This window comes from Ercella succinigenes, assembly GCF_900002895.1.
This window is the reverse complement of sequence record NZ_CDHP01000012.1, coordinates 1-19,976: the sequence shown is the minus strand read 5'-3', so window position 1 is coordinate 19,976 and position 19,976 is coordinate 1. Positions and strand designations below refer to the sequence as shown.

19 protein-coding genes are annotated in these 19,976 nt (G+C 35.2%); 3 read left to right on the top strand and 16 right to left on the bottom strand.

Annotation, left to right across the window (positions count from 1 at the left end):
- Positions 1-51: 51 nt before the first annotated feature.
- The 5 genes from AC0KSB_RS03850 to AC0KSB_RS03830 form a co-directional block, all read right to left on the bottom strand.
- The gene (locus AC0KSB_RS03850) at positions 52-939 is read right to left on the bottom strand and encodes a carbohydrate ABC transporter permease (RefSeq protein WP_472306894.1); all 888 of its coding nucleotides are present in this window, start codon (positions 937-939) and stop codon (positions 52-54) included.
- 41 nt (positions 940-980) lie between these two features.
- The gene (locus tag AC0KSB_RS03845) at positions 981-1,895 is read right to left on the bottom strand and encodes a carbohydrate ABC transporter permease (RefSeq protein WP_472306893.1); all 915 of its coding nucleotides are present in this window, start codon (positions 1,893-1,895) and stop codon (positions 981-983) included.
- Between the two features lie 110 nt (positions 1,896-2,005).
- Positions 2,006-3,295 carry an ABC transporter substrate-binding protein gene (locus AC0KSB_RS03840; RefSeq protein ID WP_472306892.1) on the bottom strand — a complete coding sequence of 430 codons (1,290 nt, stop codon included), beginning with the start codon at positions 3,293-3,295 and terminating at the stop codon, positions 2,006-2,008.
- Between the two features lie 179 nt (positions 3,296-3,474).
- Positions 3,475-4,245, bottom strand: coding sequence for a response regulator transcription factor (locus AC0KSB_RS03835; RefSeq protein ID WP_472306891.1), 771 nt, complete (start codon positions 4,243-4,245; stop codon positions 3,475-3,477).
- Positions 4,246-4,267: 22 nt separating this feature from the next.
- Positions 4,268-4,651 (bottom strand): MerR family transcriptional regulator, encoded by a 384-nt coding sequence (locus tag AC0KSB_RS03830; RefSeq protein WP_472306890.1) that lies wholly within the window; start codon positions 4,649-4,651, stop codon positions 4,268-4,270.
- Between the two features lie 255 nt (positions 4,652-4,906).
- Between AC0KSB_RS03830 and AC0KSB_RS03825 the strand changes: the two genes are divergently transcribed.
- From AC0KSB_RS03825 to AC0KSB_RS03815, 3 genes are all read left to right on the top strand, one after another.
- Positions 4,907-5,758 (top strand): aldo/keto reductase, encoded by an 852-nt coding sequence (locus AC0KSB_RS03825; RefSeq protein ID WP_472306889.1) that lies wholly within the window; start codon positions 4,907-4,909, stop codon positions 5,756-5,758.
- 268 nt (positions 5,759-6,026) lie between these two features.
- On the top strand, positions 6,027-6,842 hold the full coding sequence (locus AC0KSB_RS03820; protein ID WP_472306888.1) for an alpha/beta fold hydrolase: 816 nt from the start codon (positions 6,027-6,029) through the stop codon (positions 6,840-6,842).
- Positions 6,839-7,477, top strand: a complete 639-nt coding sequence (locus AC0KSB_RS03815; RefSeq protein WP_472306887.1) for a TetR/AcrR family transcriptional regulator — start codon at positions 6,839-6,841, stop codon at positions 7,475-7,477. The genes AC0KSB_RS03820 and AC0KSB_RS03815 overlap by 4 nt, the downstream gene beginning before the upstream one ends.
- 67 nt (positions 7,478-7,544) lie before the next feature.
- On the opposite strand, the gene AC0KSB_RS03810 is transcribed toward AC0KSB_RS03815, so the two are convergent.
- The 11 genes from AC0KSB_RS03810 to AC0KSB_RS03760 all read right to left on the bottom strand — a co-directional run.
- A complete protein-coding gene (locus AC0KSB_RS03810) occupies positions 7,545-8,636 on the bottom strand; it encodes a uroporphyrinogen decarboxylase family protein (protein ID WP_472306886.1) in 1,092 nt (363 codons plus the stop codon).
- An 84-nt stretch (positions 8,637-8,720) separates the two neighbouring features.
- A complete protein-coding gene (locus AC0KSB_RS03805; protein ID WP_472306885.1) occupies positions 8,721-9,812 on the bottom strand; it encodes an autoinducer 2 ABC transporter substrate-binding protein in 1,092 nt (363 codons plus the stop codon).
- Positions 9,813-9,928: 116 nt separating this feature from the next.
- Complete coding sequence (locus tag AC0KSB_RS03800; protein ID WP_472306884.1) at positions 9,929-10,942, bottom strand: ABC transporter permease; 1,014 nt, start codon at positions 10,940-10,942, stop codon at positions 9,929-9,931.
- A gap of 59 nt (positions 10,943-11,001) precedes the next feature.
- Positions 11,002-11,994: an ABC transporter permease gene (locus AC0KSB_RS03795; protein WP_472306883.1), complete on the bottom strand. Its 993-nt coding sequence runs from the start codon at positions 11,992-11,994 to the stop codon at positions 11,002-11,004.
- A gap of 28 nt (positions 11,995-12,022) precedes the next feature.
- Positions 12,023-13,522 carry a sugar ABC transporter ATP-binding protein gene (locus tag AC0KSB_RS03790; protein ID WP_472306882.1) on the bottom strand — a complete coding sequence of 500 codons (1,500 nt, stop codon included), beginning with the start codon at positions 13,520-13,522 and terminating at the stop codon, positions 12,023-12,025.
- Positions 13,523-13,730: 208 nt separating this feature from the next.
- Positions 13,731-14,495: a response regulator transcription factor gene (locus AC0KSB_RS03785; RefSeq protein WP_472306881.1), complete on the bottom strand. Its 765-nt coding sequence runs from the start codon at positions 14,493-14,495 to the stop codon at positions 13,731-13,733.
- Positions 14,495-16,282: a cache domain-containing sensor histidine kinase gene (locus tag AC0KSB_RS03780; protein ID WP_472306880.1), complete on the bottom strand. Its 1,788-nt coding sequence runs from the start codon at positions 16,280-16,282 to the stop codon at positions 14,495-14,497. Before AC0KSB_RS03780 ends, AC0KSB_RS03785 begins: the two co-directional genes overlap by 1 nt.
- 314 nt (positions 16,283-16,596) lie before the next feature.
- Positions 16,597-17,706 (bottom strand): Gfo/Idh/MocA family protein, encoded by a 1,110-nt coding sequence (locus AC0KSB_RS03775; RefSeq protein WP_472306879.1) that lies wholly within the window; start codon positions 17,704-17,706, stop codon positions 16,597-16,599.
- 24 nt (positions 17,707-17,730) lie between these two features.
- Positions 17,731-18,774, bottom strand: a complete 1,044-nt coding sequence (locus tag AC0KSB_RS03770; RefSeq protein ID WP_472306878.1) for an SIS domain-containing protein — start codon at positions 18,772-18,774, stop codon at positions 17,731-17,733.
- A 28-nt stretch (positions 18,775-18,802) separates the two neighbouring features.
- Positions 18,803-19,630 carry a carbohydrate ABC transporter permease gene (locus AC0KSB_RS03765; protein WP_472306877.1) on the bottom strand — a complete coding sequence of 276 codons (828 nt, stop codon included), beginning with the start codon at positions 19,628-19,630 and terminating at the stop codon, positions 18,803-18,805.
- Positions 19,631-19,693: 63 nt separating this feature from the next.
- On the bottom strand, positions 19,694-19,976 hold a 283-nt coding region (locus AC0KSB_RS03760), incomplete at its 5' end, for a transposase (protein WP_472306876.1).

Sequence of the window (19,976 nt, the reverse complement as noted above, 5' to 3'; positions counted from 1 at the left end):
TCCAACAAAAGCTTTTGAGAACTCAAAATAATCAAGTCCTTTATCTAAACTCTATTCCTTAACAGCACCTGCAGCCAATCCTCCGACAATATATTTTTGAAGGAATGTAAACATAAGAGTAACCGGTATGACGAGAATCATACCATAGGCCATTATGTAATTCCATTTAGTACCATATTTATCCATATACTTGTATATATTTGCAGTAAGCGGTCGCATACTGTCATTCACATTAAAGGTCATGGAATAGATTAGATCATTCCAGCCGTGCAAGAAGCTTATAACTATAATCGTAATCAAGCCGGTTCTTATAATCGGCAGCATAATTCTGATGAAAGATCCAAACACACTACAACCATCAATACGTGCTGCATCATCAAGAGATTTTGGCAATCTTGAAAAATATGGCCTTAGTGTAATAACAATAAATGGTACCGATCCAGAAGCAATCGCCATTGCCGGAGCACTGTATGAATTCAACAAATTAAATCTCGAGAAAGTCAGAAAAAGTGGTGTCAACAAAAGAGATGAAGGCATCATCTGGGTAACGAGAAAAACCAAAAGCACCATTGCCTTTCCCTTGATAGCAAATCTTGCCAGACCATAAGCAGCCGACACTCCCAGAACAAAAGAAATCATCATTGATATTGTCGCAATAAAGAAACTGTTTCTCAATGAAGCAAGAAAATCTCGACTAGTCAATTGTTCAACCCATGGTTTAACCGTAAAAATATGCGGATAAAATGTTAGCCCTGAAAAAATTTCTAAATCTGTTTTAAACGAATTTATTGCCAGCCAATAAAGCGGGAAAAGAAAAATTAATCCTGTAATTAAACCCACAATCATCAAAATAATTTTTCTGCGAATTGTAGCAGAAGACATATAAGAAGAAAATCGACTATGTCCTGTTTTATGTTTGGTTATGATTTCAGACATCATGCCTTAACCCCCTTAAAAGCTTAATATAAAGAACATCGCCTTTAATTTGCTTCTTCATTACGCACCAGCCACAAATAGAAAAGTCCCACAACCATAAGGCAAAGAAACAGAATTACAGCTCCGGCCGCACCCATAGAAAATCTATATTCACTAAAAGACAATCTATAAGAATACGTTGAAAGAACCTGTGTAGCGTTTAATGGCCCACCTTTGGTCATTACAAAAATCAAATCAAACACTTTAAATGTATAAATGAACCCTAACATCAAAACAGACAGAATTGCCGGTTTAAGCAAAGGCAAAGTAATATGAATAAAACGTCTAAAGCTATTTGCACCATCAATGGTAGCTGACTCGTATATATCCTCAGGTATTCCACTTAAACCACCAGTCAAAAGCAGCATATTGAAAGGAATTCCAACCCAGCAATTTGCAATTATAACAGCCCACATAGCTTCATTCTGACCAATCAGCCAGCCAATAGGACTAGCTGAGTCCACCAATCGAATTACCGAGAGAATATAATTAATTACACCTTCATTTGTGCCAGTAGCAAACATATTTTTAAAAACCAAAGCAGTAACTGACATTGGCATCATATAACCAACAAGTATGGTACCGCGAATCAGACCTGCCAGAGGGAATTTTTTGCTAAAAAACAAAGCCAGTACAAACCCAAACGAAAATTGGAAAATCAGGCACCAGACAGTAAATACAAAAGTTTGTCTTAAAGCCTGCATAAAAACAGGATCTGCCAAAAGAGTTTGATAATTTTCCAGACCGACATACACAGAGCTGTCACCACGAAAAGTCATGACATCAAGATTTTTAAGTGAAAGATTAAAATTGTAAATCAGCGGATAACCAATCAAAAAAATCATGTAAAGCAATGCCGGCAGAATAAATAAATATCCTGATCTGTTCTCGCGCGACCTGCTGCTAAGCAGTTTATGCATTTATTCTTCCCCTTCCTTTAGTTAAAACCGGGATGTTCCAGGGATCATCCCGGTCTTCATATTTAATTATAGAAATAAATTCAACTTAGAATTTGGATAGAATAAATCATTCAATTCATAATTTCATTGACTTTTTCAGCAGCATCAGCCATAGCCTGTTCTGCTGTTTTTGTTCCGGTAAAAGCTTCGTGCATTGCAGTTGACATAGCATCTGAGATTTCCGGCCAACGTGCATGAGGACCACGAGGCATAGCATACTGCATACCTTCTGCAAAAACACTGAAAACAGGGTCATTTGTCCATATATCTTTCAGATCCATAGAATCTGCTCGTGGAGGGAATTTACCTCCTGCTTCACAGTAATCCGCTACATTTTCTTTATTCATCAGGAAAGATAGGACATCAAAACTCTCTTCAAGTGGAGCACCTGCACATATGCCAAAATTCTCTCCACCAAGAACAGAAGCATGTACTTTATCTTTTGGTACTAAGGCCACACCAAAATCTAAATCCGGAGCATCATTTTGGATATTTGCAATATTCCACGGCCCGTTAATTTGCATTGCAGCTTTGCCCCCGATAAATTGAGAATTAGCATCAGCCTGTGTCCAATTTATTACGTCCTTGGACATATAGCCGTTATTTATCATATCCGTCAAAAAGGACAGGGCATTAACACATTCATCAGAAGAAAGATCCTCAATAGAACCACCTGCCGAAATAAACCATGGCATAAACTGGAAGGTACCTTCTTCATTTTTAACAGCCGATATAGCTAGTCCATAAGTATCGCCCTGTGTTAATTTCTCGGCAGCAGCCATTAGCTGATCCCAGGTTTCAGGTACATCCACACCTGCATCTGCCAACATTGTTTTATTATAAATCAGAGCCAGGCAATTAGAATTATGAGGCAAACCATATATTTTACCATCAAGAGTTGTGCTCTTCAGAGGGCCTTCAAAAAATTGATCAACCTGCCCCCAGCCATTTACCAAATCAGTAATATCCTGGAAAACGCCCATAGTGGTAAAAGAAGCATGGTCTGGATTATCAACCATACCCAGATCAGGTAATTCGCCAGAAACAGCGCCCATTGTATACTGTTTCATTAAATCTTCTCTAGCAACAAAAGTTGCCACAACATTGATATTCTTGTCATTTTCATTGTTGTATTTTTCAATCATCGCATCGAAAACTGTTTGCTCATGTTCTCCAAAATAATGCCACAAATCCAGAGTTATTTTGTCATCGCCGCCTGCAGAGTCACCAGAAGTGGTCTCTGCACCGTTACCATTGCCTCCACCTTGCTGTGTTGTGCTGCCATTATCGCCGCAACCAGCAAATAATGACATAATCAGAAGCATGCAAATAGAAATAATTAAAATACTTTTCTTTTTCATTAGATTTACCCTCCCATAAATTTGTAAACGTCTGGTGTCTCTAATTCTAGAGTTTTGATTAAATCGAAAAAACCTATGAATTTTTAATGGGTGGATAATTATCAGAGACATTTTTACAAACAGTAGATTATTTTTAGATATTCAGCAAACAAAACATAAAAATATCAAAAAAACGCCTTTTATTTGTCTACTTCACACACACCTCGCATATACTCTGTTGGTGAACAGTTCATAATTTCCTTAAAAACACGGCAAAAATATTTCGTGTCCGTATAACCAGTAATAGCTGCCACATCATAAATCTTCATCTGCTTGTCTTTTAAGAGACTGGCAGCAATATCTATGCGGTAACGCTTTAGATAAGTCGAAAAAGTAACACCAACATCTCTGTGAAAAAGATAGCTAAAATAAGCCGGCGTAATCCTAAGCCGCTGTGCCAGTTCGTCCTGCGTTAATTTTGCTGCATATTCGTTGGAGATAATATCAAGAGCCTTATGAATCGCTGGATGACATTCTTTACCAGACGATAATAGCTCTGTTTTTTGCTGCATTTGTTGAGATGAATGCTCAAAGACTTTTTGTTCAATAGCTTTAAAAGCCTTCTTTAAAACATGATCAACTTCCTCTACCAGAACCGGCTTGACTATATAATCAGTCACACTTTGTGAAATAGCTTCCTTTGCATAATCGAAATTCTCATGCGCACTTATAATCACAAAACGAGTATCAAGTTTCTCCGAACGAACCAGCTTGATCATTTCCAGACCATCCACTATAGGCATCATAATATCAGTAAAAACCAGATCAGGCTTAAGTTTTAAAATAAGCTCTAATCCTCTTCTGCCGTCAGCCGCCTGTGCCACAATTTCACAACGGTTATCCAGAAGCTGTAACATTGATACCAGCCCTCTTCTGGCTCTCTCCTCGTCCTCAATAATAACTATTCTCAATTTATACCTCCACAGAAGCTTTTCATCTATTTTTATCCGAAACAAACTCCTTATACTGATTCGAAAAATAAGCTATTTTATGGTCAACTACCTCAAGATGCCTGTTCATTTCCTTGATATGAGCTTCAACTTCATGCCGGTGCTCAATTAACATCTCGCATCTATCCTTAAGAGTTTCTTCACCTTGCAAGCTAAGATCAACAAAATCCCTGATTTGTTTAATTGACATCCCGGTGTTTTTCAAACAGCAAATCAGACCAAGCCACTCCAGATCCTCATCAGAATAATGACGAATTCCTCCTTTAGTTCGCTTCACATGCGGCAAAAGCCCCTCTTTCTCATAATATCTAAGAACATGTGGACTCAATTTAGATTTTTCTGCCATAGCTTTTACTGTATATCCCATTAATAATTTCCTCCTCTTCTTCATAAAATTTTCAAAGTTGTCTTTTTATAGCTGGTTGAGAATATATTTTATATCCAATATGAAACCTCTTGACTTAAAGTTAACATTAAGGTTTAAGATCATAATATATATAAATCTGACAACTCGTCAAGAAAAGTCAGTTAACAGATTTCATTAAGACAGATTTGCGAACCAATAAGTAAAACAAAATGAAATCGTAACACTTAACAGCAAGGAGCTCAAGGAGGAAAGACAATGAAATCATTAAGTGATTACTACAAATTATCAAACGGGGTAGAAATTCCCTGTATAGGTTTTGGAACTTGGCAAAATCCAGACGGTGACGATTGCGTTTCTTCAGTGAAAGCAGCAATAGCTGCCGGCTATCGTCATATTGATACGGCACAAGGTTATGGCAATGAAACCAGTGTAGGCAAAGCAGTCAAAGAATCAGGTATTGATCGTAAAGAGATCTTCATTACATCTAAGTTGACAAATAGCGAACACGGCTACGATAAAACAATGGCAGCATTCGAAAAATCAATGCGCAAATTAAACATGGAGTACATGGATCTCTTTCTGATCCATTGGCCCAACCCTATTGCTTTTCGCAATAATTGGCAAGAGGCAAACGCTGGAACATGGAAAGCATTTGAGGAATTATACAAAGAAGGCCGAATTCGTAGTATCGGTATAAGTAATTTCCACCCGCATCATATAGAAGAATTAATGAAAACAGCAACTATTACTCCTATGGTCAATCAAATCAGACTTTGCCCAGGAGATACTCAAGACGAAGTAGTAGACTACTGTCGTAAACATGACATGCTGCTGGAAGCATATAGTCCATTCGGAGTCGGAGAAATCTTCAACGTACCTGAAATGAAAGATCTAGCTGAAAAATATAATAAATCCATAGCTCAAATTTGTATTCGCTGGAGTTTGCAAAGAGGCTACCTGCCCCTGCCAAAATCATCAACGCCTTCACGCATCAAAGAAAATGCCGAGGTATTCGATTTTGAACTTGATAAAGAAGATGTCCAGCTTATAGCTGATTTAAAAGGATGTGTTGGTTTTTCTACCGACCCAGATACAATAAACTTTTAACTGCTCGTAAATAATCAGTTTTTATTAATCCCTGACAATCCATCTAATGTAGGTGTTGTCAGGGATTTTTAGCTTAATCTAAATATATATATATGAAAAGGCGTATCCAAAATTTCAGGGTTATAAAATATCTTATTGACCACTCGGTCAATACATGTTAATATCAAAGCACACAAATTGACCACTCGGTCAAAACAAATAAAAGAACTGACAAAATATTACTAGTTGACAATTAAAATAGCGAAGACTAAAATTTCGGGAGGTTAATATGGAATTATATTTTGATCTACAAACACATAAAATTGAGTATTATCTGAAAGAAAAAGAAAATAAACCTAAAATTCTTTTTCTTCACGGTTGTGGCGGTAATTTGCAGCAATTCGAACATGAGTATCTTAACCTCATCGATAACTACTCTGTAGCTTCTATTTCCCTAAGAGATCATGGCAAGTCAACCCGCCCATCGAGCAATAAATTTGAAGATGTAAGTATGCAAGAGCTAGCTCATGACGTAATCAAGTGGATAAAAGCTCACAAATGGCAGAAGTGTCACGTCGTAGCCTGCTCAATGGGAGGAGTTGTAGCACTTGAGATAGTATGCCAGCAACAAAATATATTTAGTAGCATAACAACCTTTGGAACATCCCCCAAGATTTCATTGCCTCTAACTTTGATGAAACCTGCACTTTGGTTAGTAGATGTTTTTTTACCGGAAAGATTCCCTAACTGGATGGCAAAAACAATTTCTAAGGCAACCACAGACAAGAAAGACGCTCAGTTGCGGTTTAGCGAAGATTTAAAAATCGCCTATACCAGATGCAGAACAATATATCAGCTACGCTGTCATCTTTCGAACTACGATTACATCCAATTATTAAGAGATATAAATATTCCTGTATATTTGCTTCAAGGAGAAAAAGACAAAGATATAAACAAAGAAATTGAAAAAGCATGGTCAATAATCGGCCAGAATGAATTAATAAAAAAAGAAGTTATACTTAATGCAGGGCATATTACAAATTACGATCAACCACAGGAATTCTTAAATCGTATAAGGATGTTTAACGAGGAGCATAAAAAATGAAAAATGATTTGAATAAGACCGAACAAACAAAAGAGCATATCCTGATATATGCCATACAAGAATTTGCCTTTAAGGGCTACGATAAAGCTTCAACAAATATGATCTCAGAAAACGCCAAAGTAGCCAAAGGTCTGATTTTTCATCATTTTTCAAACAAGCAAACGCTCTATCTTTCTTGCCTGGAAAAAGTATTTAAGGAAATGCAGCAACTTTTAGATAAATTTATCCAGCAAATGCCATACGATTTATTCACACGTCTGGAAGAATTTCTAAAGTGGAAATATGAATATACTCAAAATCACCAAATAAACTTTCGGTTCATTCTAAATATAACCAAAACCCCTTTAGACATAAGAAAAAAAGCTGAAGATATCATTTATGCATTGCGAATGCAAAACAGACTGTTACTCGAAAATTATGATCAAACATTATGGAAAAATAACATAAATCAAAAAGATGCTCTTGCTGTCTTAGTACTGCTTTTTGAAGCAATTGATCAAAAAACACTACAGCAAATGGATATCTTAGACAGTTTAAATGAGAGCGATTTAAATCATACCATTTTGAGCCAGGATACTTTGGACTATGCCCTTCGCATGCTTTCAGTCCTAAAAACTGCTTTTTATAACGAATAGAAAATCAAAAAAACAAGGCGGCATTTACTGAAAACAATGCTCAGAAAACACCGCCTTAACTAAATAATTATAATGCTTTTGCCAATTGAATTACTTTTTCAACAGTTTCTGGTTTAACATCTGCTTGAATAATATGAGCAGGTGCTAAAAGATATCCATTGTTATCATTTAGAATATTCACACGGGATTTTACCTCTTTTTCAATTTCCAAAAAATCTCCTCTAGGTAATAATTCTTGCTGGTCAATACCGCCAAAGAAATTGATTTTATCGCCATATTTGTCCTTTAACTCTTTGGGATCTGACCCTGGTACATTAGGCTGAACTGGATTATATACATCTACTCCTAGTTCAATAAAATCATCAATCAGTGGAGCAACGGCACCATCAGAATGAATTATAATTATTATATCAGGATTTTTTTCGCGAAGCTTTTTTATCATTCTTTCATATCGAGGTTTGAAAATATCTCTCCACATATCGGGAGAAATCAGCATAGAAGTCTGGCTACCAAGGTCTTCTCCAAACCATATCGCATCTACTCCCAGATCTACCAATTGCAAAGCAAGGCCTGTAGACCATTCTTCTACTTTATCGTTAAGAGCATCAATATACTCTTCTTCACAAGCCATATCTACCATGTATTTCTCAAGACCGGTTAGATGCCAGGCCATTTCAAACAACGTAATTTCAACATCTCCGATAACAAAGTAATCTTTACCATATCTTTCTATGTCTCTCTTGGCCTTTTCAAAACGCCCTGGTGCATATGCATCGGGGAAATCGTAATTTTCAATATCTTCTACAGTTTCGGCTTCTTCCAATGGACATTTAACTACTTCCATATAAAGTGGAGTTGGTTTCATATGCATCCCAAATTCATTTGTACTTACATTATCAGATATTATCTCCGAAATAAAATCTGGACGTATTTCACCACCTACAACTATGCAATCACTTCCCATAGCCGTTCGAATATCATTAGCAGATATTCTGTAAGTCAGATCTTCATAGTATGAAACAGTATAATCTGATTCAATATTGTATTTTTGAGCAAAATAATCAGTCAACTGCCTACAAAGGTCAAATTGCACAGGAACGCGGTCAACCACACCTGGAAGTTTTTTGAAAGCCTTTAACACTCTTTCTTTGGAAGTCATTTGAATCATCTCCTTAAATTTTCAGGAACAGGCACGATCTGCCTGCTCCTGAATAATTAACAAATAAAATTTATTTATAGGATATTAGTAATTGTATTTATCAACATCTGCATTATCAAAAACAAGTGCCGAGCCAAGTACAACCATTTTATTTTCTATAGTTCTATCTCCAAGTCTACCAGCAGTAATTGTTTCAGAAGAAGAGGTTATCTTTTCTGTTGCCATTTGATATCCGCATTGTACAGCCAGATAACCAAGATCCATAACATTCCACAGAACCCCTGTATCAAGAGGATTGGTATCATCTTTTATATATGCTTTTATAGCATTTGGGGTTGCAAGACCTGTCATGGCAATTTTTGAAGCATCCGGCTTGTCACTGGCAGCTTGATATTGTGATCCTAGTGCAGGAGTGGCCATTGAAGTCAAACCAATCGCAGCCTGGATTTGATCACTACCCTCACCCATTCTTGATATAAGAGTTCCAGCTTGTGTTTGAGTTGTGGTCTCATCTGGTCCAGGATAATAGACATCTGAATTCTCATCTGCTATTTTAAGCCAACTATATTCATCAGTTTCCAATAAAAGTTTAATTTCAGAAAGCCATGATTGCTGATTAGCATCTGTTTTTGAAGAAGATATAAGTGCAATATTGGCAGGATTATCATGTCCATAACCTTTTGCAGATAAGCTGCCGGCAGCTCCATCGACCAAACCTTGTGCCACACCAGAAGCCACAACTTGGTTTACAAAAAGATCACGAGCGTCTTCTTGAGCATCGGCATCAAAAGTAAGAACTTTTATTCCTCTATCTTGAGCCTTTTTTAATGTTTCTGCTATAGCTGTAGGATCATTAGGGCTAAGTAGTATTACGTTAACATTTTGAGCTATCCAACCTTCAAGAATGTCTACCTGTTTTTGATTGGTAGCCTGATCCTGTGGAGGTCCATCGTACAAAAATTCAATGACTTTTCCGTCTTTGTTTAATTCCTGCACAGCTTCTTCAGCTCCTGTCTTTGCAGCATCAAAATAATTCTCCCCTTTGAACTTCGGAAGCATAGCTATTTTAATAACGTCACTTTCTTTTTTGCATCCTGCTAACGACAGTATCATTGGTACAACTAACAAAGCAGTCATCATGAAAATAGTTATTCTTTTTAACAAATTTTTCTTCATTTTCTTCCTCCTGGTTAATTTAATTAATCAAAATTTTGGCAACAACGATTTGATTTTTCATAATAAATAAAACAGTATTTTTATATTTCCCTATAGTGAAATCGCAGCTTATACTATTATAGTCCCCCTTCCTGCTGCACTTCTGTATTCTTTTCGGCTACAGGTCGAATTACTGATTTCTTCTTTAGTCTTTCATTAATTAAGGAATATGCAATCAAACTAATAATCAAAACCATTCCTTGAACAATTATTTGTGTGTCGATAGGTATGTTCAATACCGTTAAACCACTATTTAATATAGCTACAATTAAGGTAGCAATAACCGTACTACTTATTTCCCCTGAACCACCTAATATACTGGTACCACCTAAAACTACTACTGTAACAACTTTAAGGTTTAGACTGGCACCTGCATCAAATTTTATACTTGTGAATCGGCCTAACCAGATAAGAGAGGAAAAGGCACAAATTAATCCACTCATCGAATAAAGGGATATTTTTACAAGGTCTATTCTAACCCCTGAATATCTGGAAGCATTTTCATTTAAGCCTATACCGTATAAAACTCGGCCGTATGAAGTTCTGGCTTGAATAAAATAGAAAAGAATTGCCAGAATTATATAAAAGAATATCTGAATAGGTAACCCCAAAAATTGACTACTGCCTAAGAAATTGCTTGCTTTATAACTGTATACACTATCACCTATAGAAATTCCCCGAGCAATTCCCATAAAAAGATACATAGTTGCCAAAGTTGCAATCAAAGGAGATATTCTAAAACGAGTTACAAGGAGACCATTAAATGCACCGCATAAAAGACCAGTCATTAAAGTAGCTATTAGTCCAGCTGTGGAACTTCCAGTCTGAGCAGCTATCATGCCACCAGACATTGCACTCAGCACCATAATTGAGCCTACTGACAAATCTATACCACCTGTTATAACTATTAAAGTGAGCGGCAATGCCATCATTCCTATTTCAATGATATTTCTTATCATTACCCCAATCAAATAATCGGGATAAAGAAAATTTGTATTGGCAATTGATATTGAAACGAAAAGTATCAGCATAAGTAAAATTAATACTCTATTGAATGTGAGTTTAATTTTGATTCTTTTTTCCCCAGTCATTTTTTATCCCCTTGTCTGTTTGCTTGAATTTTTTGGCTAAATATACTCAATTGTTTCTTTTAAGAAGATTTTATTTGCTTGTTCTGAATGTTGAAACTTCTTACTCTTCCAGAAACTTTTTTATTATTTATTTCACTAAAGACAACAGAAATTATTATAATCGCACCCATAATAGCATCCGACCAATCTGAATTTATTCCTAAATAATTTATGGCCGGTGAAATTAGAGATAAAATAACAGCCCCAATGAAAGTTCCAAAAATACTTCCTCTGCCTCCACTTATGCTTGTACCACCAAGCACTACGCTGGCAATAAAAACCATTTCAAGACCACTACCCATTGTTGTAGTGACACGTTGACTGACAGTAGCAATTATAGTAGCCGATATGCCAAAAAGTGCACCAGCTATTGCGTATACAATAATAATCGTTCTATTTACATTAACACCCGCATATCTTGCAGCTTGCTCGTTATTGCCAATAGCGTAAATTGTTTTTCCAAATTTAGAATATCTCATGAAAAAAATTGATATCAAAAGCAAGAAAAACATAATAACAACGCTTAGAGGTATAATCCCAAAAATCTTTGCTTCAAATCCCAACCATGTAAAACTAGTTGGCAAATCATATATTGAACCTTCAACAACAATCGGTAATATACCGGCAAAAAGCTGTGATGTAGCTAGAGTAGCAACAATCGCAGGAATACGTAATTTAGTTATAAATAATGCATTAATAATGCTTAAAAAAGCTCCCATAATGATAGAGGCAACAATTAGAATTGGTATAGGTGCTCCTATTTTGCCAATAGCAGCTATAACAATGCATACAACAGAAACCAGAGCGCCTGCAGATACGTCAATGTTAGATGTAAGTATTATCATATTCATGCCAATAGCAGCTATCATTACATAGCTCAATCGATATAGTATACTCATTACATTATTCGTGGTAAAAAATCTGCCTTCTGTTGCAATTAGCAAAAATGCTAAGATCACTATTAAAAGAATAAACAAATATAATTCCGATGTTTTCTTTTTAAGTATTATCATTTTAACCTCTCATCTATAATTGACTTTGTCAGGTAGCTTTAAGTGCTATCTTTAAAATATTCTCTTGAGTAGCTTCTTTTTGATCGAAACAAGCAGCTATTTCGCCTTCTGTCATTACATATATACGATCACACATGCAAAGTAATTCGGGTAATTCACTAGATATGATTATGATACTTAAATCTTTAAGAGTCAGATCACTGATTAGCTTATGTATTTCTGCCTTAGCACCCACATCGACCCCTCGAGTAGGTTCATCCAGGATCAACAAGCAAGGCTCAAGAGCGAGAGCCTTAGAAACAGAAACTTTTTGCTGATTTCCACCAGAAAGATTTTTTACAAGAAAATCCTCATTAGGAGCTTTTATGCCTATATCGGAGATATACTTCTTCGCTAAAATTTTTTCTTGATTAAAATTTATAAATCCATATTTTGAAAGTTTTTTAAGTTGAGGCATAGACAAATTATGACTAATACTCATATCCGTTATTAAACCGTATTTACCTCTATCTTCAGAAACATAAACGATTCCTGCCGCTTTAGCATCACGATAATTATTTATACTAAGAATATTATTATTTAATCGTATTTCGCCACTTTTTCTTTTTATCAAACCACATATTGCCTGAGCCATTTCCGTTCTACCAGCCCCTGCCAAACCTGCAAACCCTACTATCTCATTTTTTGAGACATGGAAATTTATATCATTTATTAAACCTGCAATGCTCAAATTTTCTACTTCAAATAATCTTTCACCTATTTTTGATTCCGCTTTGGGATAATAGCAGGATATTGCCCTTCCTACCATATCTGCAACCAATTCGTCATGAGAAGTAGAAAAAACTTCTTTTGTAGACACATATTCTCCGTCTCTAATAACTGTTACTCGATTACAAAGCTCAAATATTTCTTCTAAACGATGACTTATATAAACAATTCCTACACCCTCATCCCTTAGTTTTCTTACAATTCTAAAAAGAGCATCTACTTCCCTCTGTGTAAGAGAAGCTGTAGGTTCATCCAAAATAAGAATTTTTGAATCGTAAGTGAGAGCCTTGGCTATTTCTACCATCTGTTTTTGAGCCATACCTAAATCTTTTATTTTTGAATCAAGATCTATATCCGTATCCAATTTGGAAAAAGTGCTTTCAACTTTTTTCCGCATTGTTTTATAGTCTATAACAGGCAACACCCCTAGTATTTTTTTCTGAATTTCATGACAAAGAAAAAGATTTTCCAGAACTGTCATTTCTTCAAAAAGGCTTGTTTCCTGATAAATAACTGCTATTCCTGCCTCTAAAGATTCCATCGGTGTTGCAAAATTCTTCATTTCACCACTTATCATTATTTTTCCTGAATCTGGTTGGTATACTCCAGATATTATTTTCATTAAAGTAGATTTCCCGGCACCATTTTCACCACAAACAGCATGTATTTCTTTTGCTCGCAAATTAAATTGCATATTATTAAGTGCCAACACACCAGGAAAAGTTTTAACAATACCATTAAGTTCAAGAAGATCAGACATTTTAACAGGCCTCCAGTTTTGGTGTTTGTATAAAGCAACAATAAAACTTATGACCTGATTATATATTGTGTGCACATTAACAAAATACAGATTCCAAAACAGTTTTTATAAAATCTAAAAACCAAATCTGCTCACATAAATCATTAATCTGCTAGTCTTATAAAAAATGAAACAAATCTGTATCGGCAAAGATATAAAACAAAAAACTTTAGTTGTTTAATGATCGGAATTCAGAAGGTGAAACGCCCACGATCTGCTTAAAAACATGGCTAAAATAATACTGGTTAGCATATCCTGTAAGATCAGCAATTGTGCTTATAAGCATATCCTGCCGACTGCTAAGAAGATGTTTTGCCATATCTATTTTTATCATTGTTACATACTCATTGTAAGTAGAATTCAAGTACTTCTTAAATAATTTACTGAGAAAAGGTTGTGATATGGAAAACTTATTGCAAATAAATGCAATTGAAGTCTCTCCCTTTAGATTTTGTTCAAGATAATCGCAAATTGAAACTAAAAGCAGTTCATTATCAGAAATTTTTTTCGGATAAGACACATGCTTTTTCTTATACGGTAAAACTTGTTCTTCCTCTCTATTCCCTAGCTTAATTTTTATATTTTTTAGCAAAGCAATAAATTTTGCAGGAACCACTGGCTTAAGAATATAATCTTCGGCACCAAGCAAAAAAGCTTTTCTCACATAATCGTAATCATCAAATCCACTCACAACTATAATTGTTAGATCAAGGCCCTCCCGTCCTATATCTTCAATTAATTCAAGACCACTAACTCCCGGCATTTTTATATCTGTTATTAATAGATCAGGTTTGCATTTTTTAACTTTTTCAATTGCTGTTATGGCATCATAAGACCAGCCTACAACTTTGAACTCTGAAGCCATGTTATTAACTATTTTTCTCAGAGACTCTATTACAAAAGGTTCATCATCCACAAGATAAACAGAATACATTATTGATCCTCCAATGGAATATATAGTTCTATCTTTGCACCACCATTTTGTGATGAAGCTAATATGTATCTAAAGTCTGCACCATAAAATATTTTCAATCTAACAATTGTACCTATGAGACCTGCTCCTCCAATATTTACAATTTCACTATTCTCATTTTCTATATTAGAGTACAGCTGGAATAATCTTTTCTCTATTTTATTCAATTCATGTTGCGAAATACCCTTGCCATTATCTTCGACTTTAATAATTAAAAAATTATCAAACCGACTTATTTTTATCACTACACTTACTACTTCTTGTTCCAACAAACTATATTTTATGGCATTTTCAACTAATGGCTGCATAGTTAATCTGGGCATTTTAACATGTTCAAAACTTTCTTCAATAATAAAATCATACTCCAATCTATGACGATATCTTGTCTTCATCAAATACAAATAAGCCTTTAGTGTTTGTATTTCCTGGTTTAGAGTTACAATGGGATGTTTGAAATTAGAAGAATACCTAAGAATATCAGTCAGATTATAGCAAGCATTTGCTGCATTTTCACTATCATTATTCTCGCACATGTTTGCTATGCTTCCCAAAGTATTGTAAAGAAAATGTGGACCTATTTGCGATTGCAAAGCATCAAAAGCCGCTTTTGTCTGCAAATCCTGCAATTTGCGCCTTTCATTAATTGATTCTGACAATCTTTCTACCATTTCATCAAAAGCCTTGTTTAACACTTCCGCTTCATAACTATTTGTTTCCCGATACTCTGACCTATATAAATTGTCTATATTGGTATTTTCAAAATCTTGAACCAATTTTAAAATAGGCCTTGTTATCTTACGAATAAAATAGGAGAAAAAAAGCACTGAAATTGCAGTTATCATTAGAGATATCGTAAAATTAACGACAAAAAGAAACCTATACGAGCTATAAACAACATTCGCTGGAATATAGAGAGCTAACTGCCAGTCAAAATATCTAGATAATCCCATGTTAAGAAAACCATCCTCGTACATTACAGTTTGCCTCCTATAATGACGAAGCAGTTCTCGTATTTTGTCATATATGTTGATATCTGGATTTCCAGACACTGAATCAAAAAAGATATTTCCGTTATCTTCTACTAATATTGTTCTCAAGGGGTATCCGTCTATTTGTGGAGAAAGAATATTCTCTATCACTTCAATTTTTTGTTGAAGCTCTATAAAACCGACTGTTTCTCCATTAAGATTTATTGCTCTTATAAGTGAAATCACCTGCTGACTAGACTCCGAGAGCCAGTTATCAGTATGAGGGGGAACTAAAAATTTGCCACCTTCTACTGTTGCCGGATTGTCAATCCAACCATTATTAAGCAAATAGCTACTAACTTCTTTCGAATCGAGATTTGTTTCGCCCGTAGATATGAAATCTCCTTTTAATGAAATAAGCGAGATACGGTAAATATCATATTGCCCCACAAGTGCCTCAATTAAAATTCTTTTCAAGATACTATTTGAATGTTGTTCAGAAAAATCAGATTGCGGCCGTACGTCTTCACCAAGTATCAGTTTAAAATGAATAAGGAATTCTGTACTGCTCACTATATCTGTTGATACTATATCCAGCTGTTTAATATGAGAATCAATTTGATTTAATACCGTCTGATTTGTTTGATTAAGATTATTCTGAGCATTATCTTTAATTGTAGATGAATTAAGAAAATAAAATGCTGCAACCAAAGACAAGCTGAACATCAATGTTATAACTATATATGTCATATACAATTTACTATTGATTTTTTTTCTCATTAATCGTTTTTACCTCTCTGTCAGGCAATACAATTTAAAAATTTCTATGATATTAATATATGATTATAAAGCACGTTTTTGCATAAATTGCAATTGATTGGACGATATTCCTCAGACTTATTAAACAAAATTGTAAAAAATAGGGAATTCTAAAATCATAAAGAGTTTCCCTTAAAGAAGTAGGAAACTGTAATTTTGATATACCATTTCTCCTTATTGATAAATATATAAATAAGATTAACATCTACAAATTTAAGATGTTAATCTTTTAAGCATGCTTATCCTATAACTTTAGTCATGAAGGGTTTATTCTACTAAAAATGAATTTCCCTTCCTTCGTTTGAAGATGTATAAATTGCCTCCAGAATTCTGGTAACATTAAAAGCTTGAATAGGATCCACAACAGGCTTTTTCCCTTCAATAATTGCTGTCAGCCATTGTTTCATTTCAATTCTACCTAATTCTGCCATATAATCGGCAACTCCATTTTTCTTACCACCGATTGAAATAGACTCATCTAGCAAAACACCGTCTTCACATCTATTATAGTGCAATTCATCATAGTTATTTCCTTCTCCGGGACGCAATTCTGCACCTGCTTTTGTCCCGCACAAAGTAGTGGACGCTTCACATGATTTATTTATGTTTAAAGCCCAAGAAGATTCTATAATTATAGTTGCTCCGTTTTTCATTTTAATGAAACCAAAAGCCGAGTCTTCCACTTCATATTTCTCAGTATTCCAATCTCCAAAAATATTTCCGCACATAGCATCTGCGTTTTTGCCAAGCTTATAAAAAGCACTGCCACTAACACTCTCAACTTGATAGTTATTCATCAGCCACAAAGTAAGATCTAACGCATGCGTTCCAATATCAATAAGAGGGCCTCCTCCTTGTAAAGATTTATTAAGAAAATCCCCCCAAGTAGGAACACCCCTTCGTCTTATTGCTGTTGCTTTTGCAAAATAGATCTCCCCTAAAAGTCCTTCCCTGCAAGACTTGTGTAATAGTTGGACGTCTTTGCGAAAGCGATTTTGATAAGAAATGGTGAACTGCTTACCGCTTTTTTTCCATGCCTCTAGCATATCTTGAGCTTCTTTAGATGTTCTAGCCATTGGTTTTTCACACATAACATGTTTCCCTGCCCTGAAACTATCTATGGTCATAGGACAGTGAAATGCGTTTGGTGTTAATATATGAACAACATCAATATTTTCATTTTCCAGTAATTTTTTATAGTCATCATAAACGTGTGATTCTGAGCCGCCATATTCTTTTGCAGCTTTTTGGGCTCTCTTAATATTAGTATCACAAAAAGCACTGATTTCACACAATTCGGAATTTGCTTTAAGTCCAGGAAGGTGCTTTTGATAAGCAATACCATTGCAGCCAATGATACCTATTTTTAGATTATTGTTTTTCATTTAAGCACCTCATCAAAAAATAGATCATCTTGTTATTGTTATTTTTGTCAGACTTCTTGGCGAATCAGGATTTATACCTTTTTCTATGGAAATAAAGCAAGTCATGAGCTGCATTATTATTGTTGCAGCAAATATTCCGCAAATACCATCACACCATTCTGGCAAGTTTATCATTTGATATTTTGCATCACCATTAAATGCTTTATTGCTTGTTATAAGCATAGCTTCAACTCCCAGATTTTTAATCCGAACCAGCATTTCTAGAACATCATCATTTGTTTCTTTATCCACGTCTATAATAAATACAGGGATAGAGCGCTCTAACATTGCAATCGGCCCATGTGCAAAATCACTAATAGCAAAACCATGCGCCCTTATGTAACAAGCTTCTTGCATTTTTATAGCAAATTCTAAAGCTACGGGATAGGAAACGCCACGAGCAAGCACCATACATTCATCTGCAAAAGCATATCTTTTTGCAAGTTTTTTTATGGAATCAATTTTGGAATAACTTTCGCTCATAGCTTCTGGAATCAAAGATATGCTTTTAGAAATACTTTCATTTCCGCTTAATTTTGAAACAAGAAGAGTAATTATTGTTAATTGGGCTACAAAGGTTTTAGTTGCTGCAACACTGTGTTCTCTACCCGCATCACAGTCTATTCCTATCTTTGCAGTACGCATCAACAATGAACCTTCTGTATTCGTAATTGCAATTGTCAAGGCTCCATTTTTATTTGCTCTTTCTAAAATAGCACTTACGTCTTCTGCAGCGCCAGACTGAGAAATCCCTATAACCAAAGATTTATGAAGATTTAGCACTCCATTATATTTGGTAACTACCGAAGGATATACAATAGTTACTGGTAGTCCGCAATAGATTTCTATAAGATATTTGGCATATTTTGCAGCATTACAACTAGTTCCACGCGCAGCAATAACAACATTAAAAGGATCAAAATTTTTAATATTTTTAGCTATTGACGACATTTTATCGTCCATATTATTAATGCAATTTAAAGCTACATCTTTGCCTTGCATGATTTCCTGATACATTCTATTCATCATAATTAAACAAACCTTTCATTTTCTGTAATTATCCTTTTACTGCACCAGCTGTCATTCCACGCACAATATATTTTTGAATAAATATACCTGCAATAAAAACAGGAACACAAGCAATTGCAGCAGCAGCAGAACTCCCTCCCCAATCAATAGATACAGAGCCCACAAAAGAAGATATTCCTACTGGAAGTGTTCTTGTTGATCGACCAGAAAGAACAAGTGCAAACATAAATTCATTCCAAGAATTTAATAAAACTAGAATACCTGTAGCAACTATTCCTGGAGCGGCAAGAGGCAATGATATAGAAACAAAAGTTTTAAATTTTGAACAGCCATCCACTTCTGCAGCTTCCTCAAGTTCTAAAGGAATATCATTGAAGAACCCTTTTAGCATCCAAATAGAAAAAGGCAAATTAAGCGTTATATGAGCTATAATTATGGCGGCAAAAGAGTTAGCAATACCTATTTTTCGCATAATAACATACAGCGGCATCATTAGTGCTCCGACCGGAACCATTCTTGTCATTAATATTAAAAAAGCCCATAGATGTTTCCCTGGAATTTTTAATCTCGCTAGAGAGTACGAACAGGTAGTCCCCATAATTAAGCAAAATACTGTAGAAAATAAACCAACTATCACGCTGTTAAACATATTTGGCAAAATGCTGTTTTGAGAAAAAATCTTTTTAAAATGCTCTAAAGTTGGTCGGTATATTAATTGTGGTGGATCTGAAAACATTATTATTCTAGGCTTTACTGACTGTTGCAACATCAAGATTATTGGTATGCTTATCCACAAAACAAATATTATTATAACTAAAATGGGGAACCAATTTTTAAATATATATTTTTTATTCATTCATCTGTCCCCCAAGTCAAGTCCAAAAAGTTGGTGTAAATTGTCTTCCGGTATCTGCATGAATCAGGTGACAACATGCAGGTATGCTGCTCGTTCTGCTAACGCTTCTTTTCTTGCTGTTTCTCTCTCATCAAAGTAGCGATCCATTATGAAATACTTTTTGCCGGTCAACCATTTTTCATGGTGCTCCATCAGAACTGCTCCCATCAGTCGGATAAGACTGTCATCATTGGGGAATATCCGTATAACGCGTTCCCTACGACGTAGCTCTTCGTTGAGTCGTTCTATGCTGTTACTGGTTCTCAGTCGTTTGCGATAGGCTTCCGGCAAAGCAAAAACAGCCGTA